The sequence below is a fragment of the Stappia indica genome (assembly GCF_009789575.1).
GTDB classification, from domain to species: Bacteria; Pseudomonadota; Alphaproteobacteria; order Rhizobiales; family Stappiaceae; genus Stappia; species Stappia indica_A.
Window position 1 is genome coordinate 2,708,901 of record NZ_CP046908.1, and the last position, 16,350, is coordinate 2,725,250.

Genomic DNA, 16,350 nt, shown 5'->3' on the forward strand with positions numbered 1-16,350 from the left:
TCTTATGAACAAGCTTACGCCGATCTTCATCGCCGGAGCCATCGCTCTCAGCGCCGGTCTGGCGCTCGCACAGACCCAGATGAACAACGGCCAGGATCAAAACATGCCGGGCCACAATATGTCCAACATGGCCGCCGATGCAGCAATAGATAGCCCGTCGACAAAGGCATACGAACAGGCAATGGACGCGATGATGAAGGACATGATGGTGCCCTATACAGGTGATGCCGACGTGGACTTCATGCGCGGCATGGTCCCGCACCATCAGGGCGCAATCGACATGGCAAAGGTCGCGCTTGAATACGGCAAGGACCCCGAGGTCCGCAAATTGGCCGAGGAAGTAATCAAAGCTCAGGAGGGCGAAATCGCCTTCATGCAGAAGTGGCTCGCCGACCGGAGCAAGTAAAGCGCTTCGGAAAACAGGCGCTTGTACAAAGCGTTAGGACCCGGATCGCATTGCGCGCGCCGGGTCTTTTCGCTGCTGGGTGGGGCGAGTGAACACTCAGGTTCGGCATTCTCCACCAAATGCCCACAAAGAGGCTTACTTTGGGGCGAAGGGGCTTACCCACCCGCCCCCGCCCTGCCCATCAGGCGTAGCCTGCGGAAAGGCTTCCGCTAGGTAATTGAGAATACGCTCGCGATCCTCGGGATCAAGTTCCCACATGCCGTGACGCTCGACCATCACGGTCAAGGTATTGTCCCACAGCTCGCGCGTCATTCCCTGGCGGGCGACAACTTGAAAGCTATGGCAGGCAGAGCAATTGTAGAACGTATCCTCGCGCGCCTCGCCTGCGGGGAGATCCTCCGGCTCGGCATAAATCTGCAATGGTTGTGACAAAACAGGAGCGCCCGTCACAATCACGGAGGCGGCGACAAGCGACGCCCCCGCCAGAATGGTCCTCATTCCCATCCCCGTCAACCAACGAGAACCGCAAGGCGGTGCATCGGATTCCCACCATAACCCTGCGGGTTCCAGTTTCCAACCACATGCGGTTGCATGGTCCCGTCCTCGCCTGTCGCGCGTGCCCATATTTCGTAATAGCCATCCGAGGGCAGGTCTATCGCCGCCGTCCAGCGCCGCCAGTCGTAGCGGTTGCGCGGCTCCTGTAAATCTACCGCGTGCCACGTCGCACCAGCGTCGAGCGAGACGTGAACCGCCGACACCGCAACGTCGCCACCCCAGGCGGCGCCGCGCAATTCCAGCTTTCGCGTTCCTGCCGGAAGCCGGGTTCCGTTTGCCGGCGAAGACACAATCGAACGCAGCGGCATCGATTCCAGAATCCTGAATTCAACCCCTTCCGGTCCTGAGCCTGGGATCATGGGTGTAGCCGGGACCCTGTATGACGTGCCCGTCATCCCTGGTCCATCGTGCTCATCGTCACGAATGAGGATCCGTGTCAGCCATTTCTGCGAGGCAGAACCCGGCCATCCCGGTATGATCAGCCGCAGCGGGCCGCCATGAACGAGTGGCAGATCCTGGCCGTTCATCCCCCAGACAATCATCGAATGCTCTTCCAACGCCTTCTCGATACGCACGCCACGGGAGATGACCTCGCGATCGGCATCGCCTGAAAGATGGGAGTCGGCTCCAAAATGCCCCGTATAGGCTGCTGAGGGCTTAAGCCCGGCTGCCAGCAGAACATCGCGCAACCGGACGCCGGTCCATTCGGCGCAACCAGCGCCCCCGTTTGTCCATTGGTTTCCGCGTGCAGGCGGATTGAAGAAGGAACGTCCGTTGCCCCCGCATTCAAGCACCATGCGGAACGTTACATTCTCAAATCGCTGCTTCAAGTCAGCCAGGGTCAAGGTTAACGGATTGTCGACGCTGCCTTCCACGATGATGGACCACGCCTGTGCGTCGCCAGGAGCCTCGGGGGGAATTCCGTTTTGGCGGACGAAGAACTTGTCGATAGGAGTGGTATCGTCATTCAGAAGATGCTCGGGCGCTTCGGCGACGAACGGGCGGTCTCCAATGACTGAGAGACCCGAATTTTTCCCGACTTGAGCCAACATAGCTGCAGGGTCCGGATTGTCCTGGGCATAGGCGGTCGACACAAATCCCCCCGGCATGTTTCGCGCAAGGGGAAGGGTCGCACCCAGCACTGTGACTGCACCCGCCAGCCCGAGAAAATCGCGCCGCCCTGTACCCTGCGCTTGCTGAGAACTTCCTTCGTCGGCCCTGACATCACGGTGCGGGGTCTTCATTCCGGTATCCTTTCAAGTCTGGGAATGTTGTGCCTGGCTGTGATCATTTAGGAGAAAAAGCTACCTGTTTTCCACAGTAACGCAAGGTTATTCTGATAAATATCAATGCGTTATATATGACCAAACACATCGTGTCGCTCGGTAGAGGAAAAGTACCCGGCCCGGCTGATAGAAAAACGCCGCAATGATGTGCCTACTTGCCGCGCACGGCAAACTTGATGATTGAATGTTTTGTTTAATTACTTGAGCTCCACTGTCGCCGCGCAGGACTGCCGGAGGCAACAACCAGCGTGCGTCCATGATGATGGTGACGGCTATATCGCAAATGCGGACGTAGCGAGAAAAGTAACGGCGCGCCGGTTCTCGAAGACGATTTCATAGTCTCCGCGCCGGGTGAAGTCGTCACGTTCGTGCCTGCCGACAAGGGGCACAACGCGGAATTTAGGAAAGGTATGTCACCCAAAGACGCGGCCACATTCAAAGGTAAAACAGAGCAGACCACTGTCTCGGTCGAAATGCAGCCGTCCACGGTGCGGAAGTTCACGTTCAGTTACGCCATGGAATGGTGGCACTGATCGTTGTCGGCGAGCCAGTGAATGTTAACGAGACGAAAGTTGTCGAACACCTTTGAAAGGCCGCTGGCATAGATTCCGGCGATTTGACGCCTAGAGTTGTGGCAACTGTTTCGCCGGAAAGGGAATTGCGTAAACGAACGCGCCGCACCACCTGAGAAACCGGCCGTCAAAATTTACTACCGGCCGATTTTCACTTAGAAATCGGATCATCACAGTGCTCATAACTTTTCGACCGTAGACAATTGACCCGGACGGTCTACCTGAACGGTTACATGGTCTATATTATAGCGGTGTTTCAGCCAGTCTGCCACCAGAACTGGCAGCATCAAAGGGTCGATCCCGTTGGCCGGCGTCACATGCAAAGTAGCCACGACGGTATCGTCAGTCAGCGTCCATGCATGGAAGTGACCAGCTTCGGCAATCTCCGGAAGTTCTGCAAGTTGAGCTTCCGTTTTTCTCGCATCGATCCCACGAGGCACAGCCTGCAACAGCACACGAATGGACTCGCTTACGAGCCCCCAAGCCGACCTTACAACCAAAATGGCTACGAGCACCGACAGTATCGGATCGAGCATCATCCATCCGGTCAACATGATTCCAATCGCAGCCGCGATCGCGCCCACCGAGCCAAGAAGGTCGCCGACGACGTGAAGCAGTGCTCCACGGAGGTTGCTGTCTCCTTTGGTGCCCCTCATAAGTATCCAGGCGCCCGCGATGTTAACGAACAGACCCACCGTCGCTACGATGAGCATCGGACCGGCAAGTACCTCGACCGGCTGGTTGATGCGGTTGATGGCCTCCCACGTAATCCACGCCACGAGAAGAAGTAGCGTCGCGCCGTTTGCAAGTGCTGCGAGAACGCGGACACGATGGAAGCCATAGGTACGCGTTGCATCTACCGGTCGACGTGCCACGCGATAAGCGATGAGAGCCAGAAGCAGAGCCGCCGCGTCGGAAACCATGTGTCCGGAATCTGCTATCAACGCCAGGGAACCCGAAAGCCATCCCCCTATGGCCTGGACAGCAGCGTAGCTTGCCGTGAAAATTAGTACGTATCTAATACGCCGCTCGTTGCCAGCGGTCACCGACGTTCGGTGATCATGGCCATCATCTTCACTGTGAGACACCTTTTTGACCATTTGTCTTCCGGTCATTCCCATCCCCTTGCTAGCGGCGGGAGATAACAATCTACGACCGCAAGACAACCATAATCATGCACGTACGGGCAAGTCACCATCGAAAATTTACGCAGAAGACCCGGAGCAATAAGTTTATCGGAAAACTAATTGAATCTAAATCTAAAATTATTCAAAAACATTAATTGTGAAATATACAAATATAAGCATTATCTATATAACAATATCAAATTATTTAGATAATTTTATTCAATTCATTTTTCGTAAAATCATTGACACCGGTTATACTAAACCAGAAATCGCGCAAGTTGCATAATAATTGCAAGCATAATTGGCTGATGAAACAGATAGATAATCAAGCTACGCTTCCCAAGCCAGACAAGGGCGTTTTTTGGGCGTCCGATTGGTAACATATGATCAAGCGCGTATTCTTTCCTATTGTCGATCAGCACTTTTGTCCCGGCCATACCCATGAGCGTGATCCCTACCCACGGGAAAACAGGCACGAAATCGTTGCTCGGCGGTACGTTTTGCGCAAATCCAATCCAGGCAAGCCAACGTGTGTCAAAGAGTTCCGACTGCCATAAGGAAGGAACCACCAGCATGCCAGCGCCCGAAGCAAGACTTAGCCACCAAGGTGTCCGCTGGAATAATGTACCAACTAACGTCGCAACGGCGATCGCATGCAAGATGCCGAAGTAAATGAACGTTGCCGGAAAAACATACCAGGTCACCAGCGTAATGGCCACGGCTGCGACGCCAATTTTCGTAAGTCGAAGCAGATAGGCGCTCGGCCGGAACCGTGAGCGAGAGGACAAGGCTAGGCTGATCCCGACCAGCATCACAAAGCTTCCGGCCAGAACACGCCCGAAGCCGAGCCAGAGTGGATGGTATGCGACGCCCGAAATGAAGCCAGTAAATTCCAGATCCCAAACGAAGTGGAACAGCACGACGCCCGCGATTGCCAGACCGCGCCACGCATCGACCATATAAACACGGGCTTTCATTACGAAATCGATTCTCCTTTCGGCGGAACCGTTTCGTAGAAGCTCATCCGGCTAGAGGGTCAAGATGTCGCTGTCGCAAGGCATTGAACCTCTAGCAGGGTGAGGTTGTATACTTGGGTATGGGTTTTGAGATCTCAAATATCGGCGTGGTGGCGGCAATCGCTGCCGGTGCAGTTTCCTTCCTATCGCCCTGCGTGCTGCCGCTGGTGCCCGGTTATGTATCGTTCATCGCCGGCACCGCCACTCAGGATAAACGCAGCGATCCGGATCGCGGCAAGCTGTCCGTCGCCTGGCTGAGCATATGTTTCATCCTCGGTTTCTCAACGGTGTTCGTCATACTCGGAGCGGGAGCCACAACCCTTGGCCAGTCGCTTCGCTCCTACAGCTACGAAGCGGGCATCATCGGTGGTGTCATTGTCATCATCTTCGGCCTTTTCACCACCGGAGTTCTACGTCTCCCCATGCTGCAAAGGGATGTCCGCTACCACGGCAGCCTGTTAACAGGCGGGCCGACGGGCGCATATCTGCTTGGTCTGGCATTTGCGTTCGGCTGGACGCCTTGCATCGGCCCGATTCTCGGAGCGATACTGACAGTCAGCGCTGTGTCGGCAACGGCACTGGATGGTGTCGCGCTCCTGGCTCTCTACTCTCTCGGGCTGGGAATACCCTTCTTTCTGGCCGCGCTTTTCACAGATCGGCTGATCGTCTTGCTTCCCGGCCTGCGTAAGACTGGTCGAGCGCTTCAGGTAACCGCCGGCGCCATCATGATCGTTATGGGCCTTGCCATGGTGAGCGGCTACATGACCTGGTTCGCATTCTGGCTATTGGAGAAGTTTCCGGTTTTTGGGTCAATCGGCTGAAAATCTGTCAATCGCACGAACCCTGAAAGTTTAGACCGGCTCGGATCGACGAAGGGCTCCGCGGGGATCGACCTGAACGGTTACATGATCGATCGCGTAGCGCTCCTTCAGCCAGGCCGTTATTACGGACGGCAACTGAAGCGGATCGCCACCCATTGCCGGCGTAACATGGACGGTCGCGACTACAGTGTCGTCCGTCAGCGTCCACGCGTGAAAGTGCCCTGCCTCCTCGACAAGCGGCAACTGGCTGAGTTCCAATTCAACGTTACGGGCATTCAGCCCGCGAGGCACCGCCTGCAGGAGCACCCGGATCGACTCGCTCACCAGAGTCCAGGCTGAACGAACGACAAGCAGCGCCACGAGAACCGAAAGGATCGGATCGAGCGCCCTCCAACCCGTCAGCATAATGCCGATGGCGGCAGCGATGGCTCCGACAGATCCCAGTAGATCGCCGACGACATGGAGGAACGCTCCGCGAAGGTTACTATCACCTTGGGAGCCGCGCATGAGAATCCAGGCTCCCCCCAGATTGACCAGTAACCCTATAGTCGCGACAATGAGCATGGGACCCGCGAGAATTTCTATAGGCTGGTTGATCCGGCCAACAGCTTCCCACGCGATCCAGGCAACCAGAAGAAGCAGACTCGCCCCGTTTGCCAGCGCGGCAAGGACGCGCACGCGGTGGAATCCGTAGGTCCGGCTATTGTCCGCAGGCCGCCTCGCTACCCGATAGGCAATCAGCGCAAGAAGTAGTGCTGCCGCGTCCGACACCATGTGACCGGAGTCCGCGATCAGCGCGAGCGAACCGGAGAGCCAGCCGCCGATTGCCTGTACAGCGGCGTAACCGGCAGTGAAGATGAAGACGAGCCGAATACGCCGCTCATTGCCGGCTGTCACCGCCGTTCCGTGATCATGCCCATCATTCGACCCGTGGATTTGCGAATTCATTCTCCAGGTCCCTCCAAGGGTCTCACTTCCGGTTAGCAGTTAAATTCGGCTTCAACCGGGGATGATACTCATCTGAACAGTATCTAATGCGAACGTTCCGCGCACGGACTCGTCCTACTGAATACTATGCGGTCTCTTAGATCGCCAGAAACGGAACGCGGATGCCAAAAACACTCGCAAGCAATGTAAAATTAAGTGCGAGAACGATCGTGGCACCGACGAACGCAAGCCATTTCGTGCCCGGCCGCATGGCGTAACTACCCATCACATCCCGTCGCGAGGTGAAAATGATCAAAGCGATCATCGGCACGGGCAGGGCAATCGACAAAACGACCTGACTCATCACCAATGCCTGGGTCGGGTTGACGCCCATGGCAACGACCACGAAGGCAGGCAGCATTGTCACGAGGCGTCGGAGCCATATCGGGACATGGAAATGCAGAAAGCCCTGCATGATTGTTTGGCCCGCCATGGTGCCGACCACGGAGCTTGAAACGCCCGAGGTAATCAGGGAAACGAGAAACACCGAAGCGGCTGCGGTACCGAGCAGCGGTGTCAGCATATGATAGGCGGTCTCGATCTCGGCGACGTCGCTGTTGCCTTGATGAAAGGCGCTTGCGGCCATGATAACCATCGCCATATTCACCATGCCTGCGATGGCGAGGGCAACCACAACCTCAATGTTGGAGTATCGCAGTACCTTGCGGCGATCATTCTCGTTCCGGATCCGGACGCGGGACTGAGTGAGGCTCGAATGCAGGTAGATGGCGTGCGGCATCACCGTAGCGCCGATGATTCCCACTGCGATGGTCAATGCAGCTGCGTCCGGAAGCTGTGGCGTGATCAGACCTGTGGCGGCCTCTGTCCAGTCGACAGGGGCTATCACCAGTTCGATAAGATAACAAAGGCCGATGATCGCGACCATCGAGCCGATGATAAGCTCCATCGGCCTGAAGCCATGTTTCTCGAATACCAGTATACCATACGTCACTATAGCCGTGACCGACATGCCCCAGAATATGGGAAGGTCGAAGAGCAGCGCCAGACCGATTGCGCCGCCGAGAAACTCCGCCAGATCCGTCGCCATGGCCGCCACTTCGCTCACCGCCCACATCACCCAGACAACCGGCGCAGGGAAGTGGTCGCGCGACATTTCAGCAAGGTTCTTCCCCGTCACGATGCCAAGGCGGGCGGACAGAGCCTGGAAAAGCATGGCGATAAGGTTTGCCAGAAGCACAACCCAGAGTAACTGGTACCCATAGCCTGCGCCGGCCTGAATGTTGGTTGCGAAATTGCCCGGATCGACATAGGCGATTGAGGCGATCACTGCCGGTCCGACAAAAAGGAGGCGGCCGGTAAAGCCGCGACGTTGGCCGGAAAGCACTTCAGCCATGGCGTTACGCGTGCGCTCTGTATCGTACATAAGGGTACCTAAATGCAATTGTGGGAACTTTTATAGCCGGTGCTATATTAAGTGCAATAGGGTAATATAATAAGTTTCATGCATGATGGTAACGTCGAATTTGCCAATTCGCGGAAACAAGTTTACCCTTGGCTAAATTTGAGCCGCGGGCTCATCTCTCCGATTAGGTGACCGACAGATACAGATGACAAAGCCCAACAACTCTCCGCCTCGCCCCGCCCAGCACGCGCGTCGCTTCGCACATGTCCGGGAATGTCAAGCAAGCGCGCTCATCGAAGACTATGTCGAGATGATCGGCGACCTTATTGAAATCAATGGAGAGGCAAGAGTTGCAGACATCGCCGCGCGAATGGGCGTGGCGCAACCTACAGCAACCAAGGCTGTCGCGAGACTAAAACGCCAGGGTCTGGCAACGTCAAGGCCCTATCGCGGGATATTTCTGACCGACGAAGGCAAGCAGCTCGCGGACCGTGTACGGTCACGCCACCTCATCGTCGTTCAATTCCTCGTCGCTCTTGGAGTGCCAGAGGAAACAGCCGAGATTGACGGCGAAGGCATCGAGCATCACGTGTCAGATCAAACTCTCTCTGCATTTGAGAAATATTTAGCATTTATCAAATCAAAATGAAAAAATTGAACATTAACTAGCCAGACCGCATCTCTGAAAATATATGAAATGATATATTTTTCTCAGAATTGAAAGTATTGTTTGCATTTATAGCTCGTGAAGATAGGATAGTCCCGACATATAAGGGGTTGATTGCCGCTGACGCCGGAATATCAAGTGCTGCGGCGCTTGAAGTATCTATCGGAAATCTTCTTGGATGCAGGCATGATTGAGTCGCCTAGCGTGTTACTAGAACGGCTGTGTCGGAGCGTGCTCAAACTGGAACGCTAAAATTCAGTCCGCTTATTGGTCATATCCAACCGGCGGCGCACCGGCTTCGAAAGGTCCCTTTTGGCGAGCCGTTTCGATTGCATCAGCAAGGGGTTTCTTTCCGACTGCCCCCTCGATGATCTGCTCACCGGCAATGAACGAAGGCGTACCCGTCAGCCCAAGGCGTTGCGCAAGCGCGATGTTAGCTGAGATGATGCTCTCCACCGCAGGCTTGGCCATCTCTTCAGACAACTGTTTGCGATCAAGGCCCATCTCCTCTGCCAAGCCTAACGCACGGTCACGGTTTATTTGTCCCTGCATATCCATCAGTCTGACATGGAAATCGGCAGCGACAGAGTTGCCTTTCAGTCGGCTTACGGAAAGCGCCACCTTCGCAGCCTCAACTGAACCCGGCCCAAGAATCGGAAAATTCTTAAGAACGACCCGCAGCTTGGGATCCTCGGCCACGAGGGCTTTGACGTCTGGAGCTGCCCGCTTGCAGTAGCCGCAGTTGAAGTCGAAGAATTCAACCAGCGTCGTGTCCCCATCAAGATTTCCAAGGAGTACATCGTTGCCTGAGCGAAGCAGTGTATCCGCTTCCGCCTGTATCGTCTGTAACCTGGCTTGGGCTTGAGCCGCCTGGGTCCGCTTTTCAAGTTCCCCGAGCGCTTCCTCGATGATCTCGGGATTCTGCAAGATGTATTCCCGGACGATCTTTTCCACCTCTCCGCGATCAACTGTTTGAGCGAACACAGGCGAGGACGCTAACAGCATCGCGTAGGTAAAGCAGCCTAGCCGGCTTATACGCACAACTTCCATGATTGATCCCCTTCGGCGTTAGTCGAACAATCGGCCGAGGAATGAGCCGTGCCTTCGACCATGACCGCCATGGCCATGGCGGTCATGGTCGCTATAGTCGCGACGATGGTCATCGCGACAGTCGCTGGACGCATTGCGTGCTGGCGTTTGGGCACGTCCGCGATCTAGCTGTTGCTGGGGATAGTGAGCGTCTTCAGCCACGCTGCGCTCGATGATCTTGTCGAGCTCACCTCGATCCAGCCATACCCCCCGGCATTTTGGGCAGTAGTCGATCTCGATACCTTGTCGCTCGCTCATGACGAGGTCGACCCTGCAAAGCGGGCAAAGGAGGCTGTGACCTTTCGCGCCAGATACCTGGGAAGTTCCTAACATTTGTTCTCTCCTGGCAATCGCGTGGGCGACTAAAGCATCCTGTTGCCAGAACGTAGGACCTCCAGCAGGTTGAGGTTCAAGGGCGAAAATGTCGCAAGATTCTGCTCAAACACGACAGTGCTGCTGCCGGTGTTTGGACACCGGCTCGGTTTGCAGCCCGTTACATCTGCAACAGATGCTCGATCAGGATCATCGATCCAAGGCAACTAGGCACAAGGCCTCCGACCAACTCAGCCTTCTCACAAGGCGGGCCGAAAAGGACAAAACGAAGATAGAAGCGGTGGCAGATAAGGGCCCGTGCAAGGGCTTGCTCTACAATGGGAGCTGCCAACCAGAAATCACAGCAGCCTGTCGCAGCTCTTCAATCACTTCAATGCCGATGATACCGGCGAGGAACCAGCTGACGTCTTTTAGCGACCGAATGAATGTCTGCGACTGGACAAGAAGAATATCCTCACTTTCCGGAACATGGAGGCGCGGAAAGAAACGCGGCACGCGGGCCATGTACAAAATGTAATCCGCCCCAAACAGGCTAAGAAGCCTCTTTTCTTCATTCTTGATCACAGATCTGTAGTAACCAAAAAACACGATGGCGCTTATCACCGCCAAAGAAATATTCTGTGCCGCGAGGCATACGCCAATCAGCCCGAGGAAGGAGAAAAAGTAGAGTGGATTTCTGCTGAGCGAATACGGTCCGCTTTGGCATAAATCCAGATCCTTTCGTCCTCCGATGTATAAGGTGCACCAGAGCCGACCAAGGACTGCCGCAAAGACCAGAAAGAAGCCAACAAACTCGACCAGGCTGTAGCTAAGTGTTTCAAAACCTTCCGGCTGAGTTGCAATGAGCATGGTCAGCCACGCTGGAGCCAACAGCCAGGTAACCAAGGTTCTTTTTCGCTCGACCGGCGACTTCGCATGCATCGACTTCAACAGTTATCTAGCTCCAGCCGCCACCAAAGGTGCGATAAAAAATATGCGATCCGATTTGGGTCATGCGCTCCATGGAGCGAGCCCAACGCGGGCTAACGTAGGTGGCATTGTAGTGGGTCGATGACGCGACTTCGGGTAAGAATATCTTCCCACCGGTGACTGCCATCGCCACATCCGTTGCCAGACGATACGCGCGTCGATCCGCAATGACATCTGGAATGCCGTCGCAGGCAAAGGAAAACTGGCATCTGTTGATCAAGCTGTCGTTTTGATAAACTACGTCGCAGACGCTTGCTGGATATGCAGGGTTTCGCACACGATTGAGAATGACCTGCGCGACCGCGGCCTGGCCCTTAACCTCTTCGCCTCTAGCCTCGAAATAGATCGCGGTTGCAAGGCACTTTTGCTCGGCGCTTGAAAAGACGGATTTCGGAAGGGGCTGCTTCATCCAATCGTGGTCACCTTCCATCGTGGGCGGGACGAAGCGACCGGCTTCCTCATCGGTCCCCAGCAGCGCTGCGAAGGCACCGGATGAAGCATGGAACCCGTCCTTTGGGGCATAAGCTGTGGCCAGGATGTCTGCGCCATCGTTGTTGACCAGTTCAGCAAGAACCTCTGGTATTCCGACGAGACGATCGTCCGCAGGGCTATGAAAGGTCGACTGACCCGACGCGAAATCAGCATCAGGGTTTGCAAATCCTCTTAGAAGATAGGCTGTATAAGTTTCCGACTCGAATATGCGCGCTGACAGCGCCTGACTGACAAGCCGAGCCTCCGGGCTCTTTCGGGATGCCACACTAAGGAGACGTGGCTTCTTTGTTTCTTCGACCACTCTCTGAGATGTGAGGGAGAGTTCTCGGTTTACAGGCAAATTGATGCGCTGGCCCGGGACTACTAGATCCAGATTTCCGACGTTGCCGGGAATATTTGCATTGCGCAGGCGGAGCTCCTGCAAATGGGAACAGTTGTCGGATCGCTCGACATAGGCCGCCCACCGATCTGCTGTCGGACCGATCTCACGTTCCGATTTAGCGTCCCGGATCCCGGTGGGCGACGCAAAACCGAATACCAGCCAACTCGCGCAGAGAACTGCAAGCACCCGCTGGCGACCGCCCAATGATCGTCGCTGGGCAGCGACCTTCGATTTCGACCGCAAAATCTCATTCCTCCGAATGCCCACACGCGGAAAAGAATCGAGTGTTAACCTTGATAGAAAGTTAACGCCAGTGTGACGGCAAGTCGCGATGTCACGGCTGATCCATATGCCCGTTGAACCTCATCCTGCCTGAGCATTTACTTGAGTTCGAAAGAGGGCAATTCGATTCAACAAGACCGAGGAAGAAGATGACGTCCCTGGGCGTGGTGTAGCTGGGTAGCGCGGTGGTCATCGGCGCTTTCCGGCATCCGGGCAGGCAATCTGGCATGCGATGCGGAACCGCGACGGGCGGCCTGATTGCAACCTATATGGTGGTTGACGCCTACTCTGTCAGAGCCCTCGGTGTTGCGCCGGTCGTGCTGGACTGGTTTTCGAACCTGCCTCGGTTCTTCCTTCTGGCCCCGCTTGTGAGTGCTAATCTCCGCCGCGCCATCGAGGCAATGCGTATCTGCTGGTGGATAGCGGTCGGGGTCAGCGTGCTCTCCCCGCTGTCCTACATCCTCGTGCTGGCTGCGCTGAGCTCGGGCGCTCCCCTTCGCCTGATTGCCCATGCTCCAAATGTCGATGGTGGTCGGTGCGCTCAGAGGAATCCTCTCCGCTCTTCATGCGGCAATCCGTCCACACCGCCTAGCTCAACTCTTCCGCACGATCTTTTGCATTTGGCCGGGGCGGAATCGCCAGTGCCGCGCGCTTCGCGAAATGGACGACGATCAGCCTCACGATTTTGGAGTCAGTCGAGGGGTGGCTATTCGGAAAGGCCATAGGCCATTCTGGTGGCAATTGCATTGCGACACCCCAGCAGGGAACGCATGTGGCAGTCTACTTTGGCGGCAACGTTGATACGAAGTCGATTCCGCGCTGCACCCATCCGGCAAACGCTTCATCAGACGGCATTCCGGGCATGTCCACCAAGATAAAACCAGCGACCGGCTGTCCTCCGATCTGCATCAATCGGACATGGGGCATGGCCAACACCTCGTCCTGGGCCTCGCGCCCGACCCGGACCATGAGGGATGCGCCGCTCACTCCGCAACTCATGTGGCCACGGATCATGAAGCAGAGCGCCCCCATCATCTTTCTCTCGATGACGTTGGCATGTTCTGCAAGGATGAGCCGCACACGCGCGGCTAACGATTCATCGTAGGCCATCGTGGTGCTTTCCTGCCGGCAGCCGGATCGTGGTCCACATCAAAACAGGGCTGGCCACAGGATCATCCCGATACCGACAATGCTTGTGGCAAAAAGCACCGACCGCAAGACCGGGATGCCGATGGCATAAACCACCCAGAAGGCTATGCGGGCAACCAGCCAGATGATCGCGCCAGCCGCCGTCAAAAGGCCGTTCACCTCGGCAACCACGACAATCAGGATCGCGGCGGCGGCGATGGGGAAGGTTTCCATATAGTTGGCCTGCGCGCGCTTCAGCCGCCCCACCAGTGCGCTCCACGGCGGCATCTCCGCCTCGCGCGAAGACAGCGCCCATTTCATCCCATATTGCCGACCTTCCATTTCGGCGGCGATGTAGGTCTGGGCGACGCCAAGGATGCAGCCCAATGCCAGAACGATCAGTTCGATAGTCATGGTCCACGCCCTGTCAGTCTTCGGTAGAATATGCTGGATGAAGGGTATCTGCCTTGATACGTTTTCGTAAATACGGACAAAAAGGGTAGCACGGAGGAGGGCATGGACAGACCTGTAACCGGCCCTGGGCCTACGGCTTCTGCGCTCACCGGACTGGATATGAGCCACATCAAGCTCTGTCCCGCGATTGCTTTCGACCAGATCGTCGGCGGTCGCTACAAGCTGCATATCCTTTGCGTGCTCAACCGTGGCCCTCATCGCTACGGAGAAATCGGGCGCTCGCTCCGGCATGGCGGCCTGGGCCGGGCGATCACGCCGCGTATTCTCAGCCGGGAGCTGAAAGAGTTGGAGCAGAAAGGACTCATCAGTCGCAAGGAGTATCCAGTCGTCCCGCGCAAGGTGGAGTATAGTCTGACCGAACGAGGGCAAACACTGGTGCCGGTCTTGGCCGAGATCGTTCGGTGGGGATCAACCGGCGTCCACGAGGAAATACTGGGAGTCGTATAGCCGTCCCAAAATCCTGGAGACTATCCTAAAACTCTCTTGCTGATTCCCGAGAATAGGCGGCTGTGGTATATTTGCCATGGCGCATCTTTCAGGAACCCGCCGTTCGCAATTGCTGCTTCTGCCGGAAGCGGTTGACGACTATGTGAGGCCGGATAACCCGGTCCGCTTAATGGAGCCCCTCGTTAACGGCATCGATCTGAAGCCAGCCGGCTTCGTGCGGGTTGAGGCGAAGAATACCTGTTGGCCGGGTTTCGATCCCGCTGGTCTGCTAAAATCGTACGTTTACGGCATCTCAACCTCGTTCGATCGAGCCAGCGGCTGGAGGCGGAATCCCAATATCTGAAGTCATCGAGACCACCGTCTATCAGTTCGACGAATTGACGGACACGGCTACCACGTTCCGTTATCAGACGCACGGCGTCGCACTTAAAATCTTTACTAAAATTCGATTGCTCGTGGCTCTCTTCCTGCCTGAAAATTAGGAAAGAAGGCGTCTGCATCTAAGAGCTATTCACTCTGGCCTAGCCTCAAGCGGCTTGAATCTCTTCAGCGTTTAGGAACGCCTTCTCATCCGAACTATCCAACAGCGACGCGATCTCGTCACAGGTGCGCGTGACCGCGAGTTTCAGCGCCTCATCGATATGAACATAGCCCTGAGTTACACTCTGCGCCGCATGGCCAAGCAACGCCCGGATCGTCAATTCGGAGAATCCAAGATCTCCCGCAACGCTTCCGAACGTGTGTCGTAGAGTATGGGGTGTGACCCCCTCAATTCCCACACTTGCACAAAGTCTAGCTAAGCATGCCTTACTAGCTGTAAAATGGCCGTTGCCGACATCAGACGGGAAGACATAGGGACAGTTCTGTGGCACCGGCTGGCTGGCGATTAGCTTCGCTGCAGCAGGTCCGATCGCGCGGACCTGTGCGTCCCCCTTGGTATCGGGAAAACTTATATAGCCTGCACTCGCGTCAACCCAAGCGCGCTGCATCGCTTGGCCTTCGGAAATGCGAAAGCCCGTGAGCAAAAGGAGCCGGACGATAGCGAGGCCGATGGGATTTTCGCCATTGCGCTCTGCATATCGAATTGCCAGGCCAAGTTTCTTGATCTCGGCCACACTTAGGCGACGGGTCTTTTTTTTGCCCGCGAGCTTTCGCGCGCCTCGGCTTGGATGATCCTCGATTTTGCCGAGACGGGCAGCATGCCCAAGGATGGCCTGAAGAGTCCCGACTGCCCGAGACGCAACGCCAGGCCCGCCGGAAGCAACACCGCCCCGGCCCTTGCCTCTCGATTTTGCCGTCTTTCCAGCAGCGATGTCGTATTGCATGCCTTCGATGTCAGCGACCTTCAGCGTATTCGCTAAACGATCGCCCAAGAGCGGCTTGATGTGCGTTTCAATACGACTTTTGTCCATGCCAAGAGTCGACTTCTTGATCGGACGATTGCGACGTCCAAGAATGCGCCCCGCTTCCGCCTCTGCAAGGTACCAGTCGCAAAGCATCGCGACAGTTGCCTGATAGTGAGGATCATCACCCATATCGGCCGGATCCTCTCCGGCAGCAATGGTGCCAAGCTTGATCCTCGCCTTGTCTCGTGCTTGCTCGACGGTCATCACGCCGAAACGGCCAAGATTGATACGCCGCTCTTTGTTGGCGGCGTTGCGGTACTGCAAAATGAATGTTTGCAAACCTGAGGGGAGCATACGCACTCCAAAGCCACGCAATTCGCTGTCCCACAGAAAAGCCTGTTTGCCTTTCGCTGGCGGGTCCATCGCCTCAAGCGCCCTTTTGGTAAGTTTGGCCATAAATACCTCCGCTAGCAGCGTCATCGATGTTTGCTTACAATAGCATGGACCCTTCGGTTTTGTAAGCTAGTTGTAAGCAAAAGAGGGGAAATCAGCAAGTATGAAATGGCGACAGACGGCGACCTGAGATCTGATTTCGCTATATATTATCG

General features: G+C 55.9%; 18 protein-coding genes. 5 read left to right on the forward strand and 13 right to left on the reverse strand.

Annotation, left to right across the window (positions count from 1 at the left end):
- Nucleotides 1–4 precede the first annotated feature (4 nt).
- Nucleotides 5–406 (forward strand): CopM family metallochaperone, encoded by a 402-nt coding sequence (gene copM, locus GH266_RS12745; RefSeq protein ID WP_051517928.1) that lies wholly within the window; start codon nt 5–7, stop codon nt 404–406.
- Between the two features lie 135 nt (nt 407–541).
- On the opposite strand, the gene GH266_RS12750 is transcribed toward copM, so the two are convergent.
- The 4 genes from GH266_RS12750 to GH266_RS12765 all read right to left on the reverse strand — a co-directional run bounded on the left by GH266_RS12750 (nt 542) and on the right by GH266_RS12765 (nt 4,923).
- Nucleotides 542–904 (reverse strand): hypothetical protein, encoded by a 363-nt coding sequence (locus GH266_RS12750; RefSeq protein ID WP_155269272.1) that lies wholly within the window; start codon nt 902–904, stop codon nt 542–544.
- 11 nt (nt 905–915) lie between these two features.
- A complete protein-coding gene (locus GH266_RS12755) occupies nt 916–2,205 on the reverse strand; it encodes a sulfite oxidase (protein WP_158194172.1) in 1,290 nt (429 codons plus the stop codon).
- A gap of 793 nt (nt 2,206–2,998) precedes the next feature.
- On the reverse strand, nt 2,999–3,934 hold the full coding sequence (locus tag GH266_RS12760) for a cation diffusion facilitator family transporter (RefSeq protein WP_051517930.1): 936 nt from the start codon (nt 3,932–3,934) through the stop codon (nt 2,999–3,001).
- Between the two features lie 269 nt (nt 3,935–4,203).
- Entirely contained in the window at nt 4,204–4,923 is a 720-nt protein-coding gene (locus GH266_RS12765; protein WP_244953682.1) for a heparan-alpha-glucosaminide N-acetyltransferase, read from the reverse strand.
- A gap of 119 nt (nt 4,924–5,042) precedes the next feature.
- Here GH266_RS12765 and GH266_RS12770 point away from each other — a divergent pair, with 119 nt between their 5' ends.
- A complete protein-coding gene (locus GH266_RS12770; RefSeq protein ID WP_036589522.1) occupies nt 5,043–5,783 on the forward strand; it encodes a cytochrome c biogenesis CcdA family protein in 741 nt (246 codons plus the stop codon).
- A 30-nt stretch (nt 5,784–5,813) separates the two neighbouring features.
- Here the strand turns inward: GH266_RS12770 and GH266_RS12775 are convergent, their stop codons facing one another.
- On the reverse strand, nt 5,814–6,731 hold the full coding sequence (locus tag GH266_RS12775; RefSeq protein ID WP_036589525.1) for a cation diffusion facilitator family transporter: 918 nt from the start codon (nt 6,729–6,731) through the stop codon (nt 5,814–5,816).
- Nucleotides 6,732–6,867: 136 nt separating this feature from the next.
- The gene (locus GH266_RS12780; RefSeq protein ID WP_036589528.1) at nt 6,868–8,154 is read right to left on the reverse strand and encodes an Nramp family divalent metal transporter; all 1,287 of its coding nucleotides are present in this window, start codon (nt 8,152–8,154) and stop codon (nt 6,868–6,870) included.
- A gap of 184 nt (nt 8,155–8,338) precedes the next feature.
- Between GH266_RS12780 and mntR the strand changes: the two genes are divergently transcribed.
- Nucleotides 8,339–8,782 (forward strand): manganese-binding transcriptional regulator MntR, encoded by a 444-nt coding sequence (gene mntR / locus GH266_RS12785; protein WP_036589530.1) that lies wholly within the window; start codon nt 8,339–8,341, stop codon nt 8,780–8,782.
- Nucleotides 8,783–9,064: 282 nt separating this feature from the next.
- Here the strand turns inward: mntR and GH266_RS12790 are convergent, their stop codons facing one another.
- The 6 genes from GH266_RS12790 to GH266_RS12815 all read right to left on the reverse strand — a co-directional run bounded on the left by GH266_RS12790 (nt 9,065) and on the right by GH266_RS12815 (nt 13,889).
- Entirely contained in the window at nt 9,065–9,850 is a 786-nt protein-coding gene (locus tag GH266_RS12790; RefSeq protein ID WP_158194173.1) for a DsbA family protein, read from the reverse strand.
- 18 nt (nt 9,851–9,868) lie between these two features.
- The gene (locus GH266_RS12795) at nt 9,869–10,222 is read right to left on the reverse strand and encodes a TFIIB-type zinc ribbon-containing protein (protein WP_036589533.1); all 354 of its coding nucleotides are present in this window, start codon (nt 10,220–10,222) and stop codon (nt 9,869–9,871) included.
- 312 nt (nt 10,223–10,534) lie between these two features.
- A complete protein-coding gene (locus GH266_RS12800; protein ID WP_244953829.1) occupies nt 10,535–11,143 on the reverse strand; it encodes a methyltransferase family protein in 609 nt (202 codons plus the stop codon).
- Between the two features lie 16 nt (nt 11,144–11,159).
- Nucleotides 11,160–12,308 carry a cell wall hydrolase gene (locus GH266_RS12805; RefSeq protein ID WP_036589535.1) on the reverse strand — a complete coding sequence of 383 codons (1,149 nt, stop codon included), beginning with the start codon at nt 12,306–12,308 and terminating at the stop codon, nt 11,160–11,162.
- Nucleotides 12,309–13,127: 819 nt separating this feature from the next.
- Nucleotides 13,128–13,457, reverse strand: coding sequence for a TfoX/Sxy family protein (locus GH266_RS12810; protein ID WP_158194174.1), 330 nt, complete (start codon nt 13,455–13,457; stop codon nt 13,128–13,130).
- 39 nt (nt 13,458–13,496) lie between these two features.
- Nucleotides 13,497–13,889: an MAPEG family protein gene (locus tag GH266_RS12815; RefSeq protein WP_158194175.1), complete on the reverse strand. Its 393-nt coding sequence runs from the start codon at nt 13,887–13,889 to the stop codon at nt 13,497–13,499.
- Between the two features lie 159 nt (nt 13,890–14,048).
- On the opposite strand from GH266_RS12815, the gene GH266_RS12820 reads away from it, so the two are divergent.
- A complete protein-coding gene (locus tag GH266_RS12820; RefSeq protein ID WP_036589565.1) occupies nt 14,049–14,396 on the forward strand; it encodes a winged helix-turn-helix transcriptional regulator in 348 nt (115 codons plus the stop codon).
- Nucleotides 14,397–14,472: 76 nt separating this feature from the next.
- Nucleotides 14,473–14,739 carry a hypothetical protein gene (locus GH266_RS12825; protein ID WP_199270313.1) on the forward strand — a complete coding sequence of 89 codons (267 nt, stop codon included), beginning with the start codon at nt 14,473–14,475 and terminating at the stop codon, nt 14,737–14,739.
- Between the two features lie 184 nt (nt 14,740–14,923).
- Here the strand turns inward: GH266_RS12825 and GH266_RS12830 are convergent, their stop codons facing one another.
- Nucleotides 14,924–16,222 (reverse strand): site-specific integrase, encoded by a 1,299-nt coding sequence (locus tag GH266_RS12830; RefSeq protein ID WP_199270314.1) that lies wholly within the window; start codon nt 16,220–16,222, stop codon nt 14,924–14,926.
- Between the last annotated feature and the right edge of the window lie 128 nt (nt 16,223–16,350).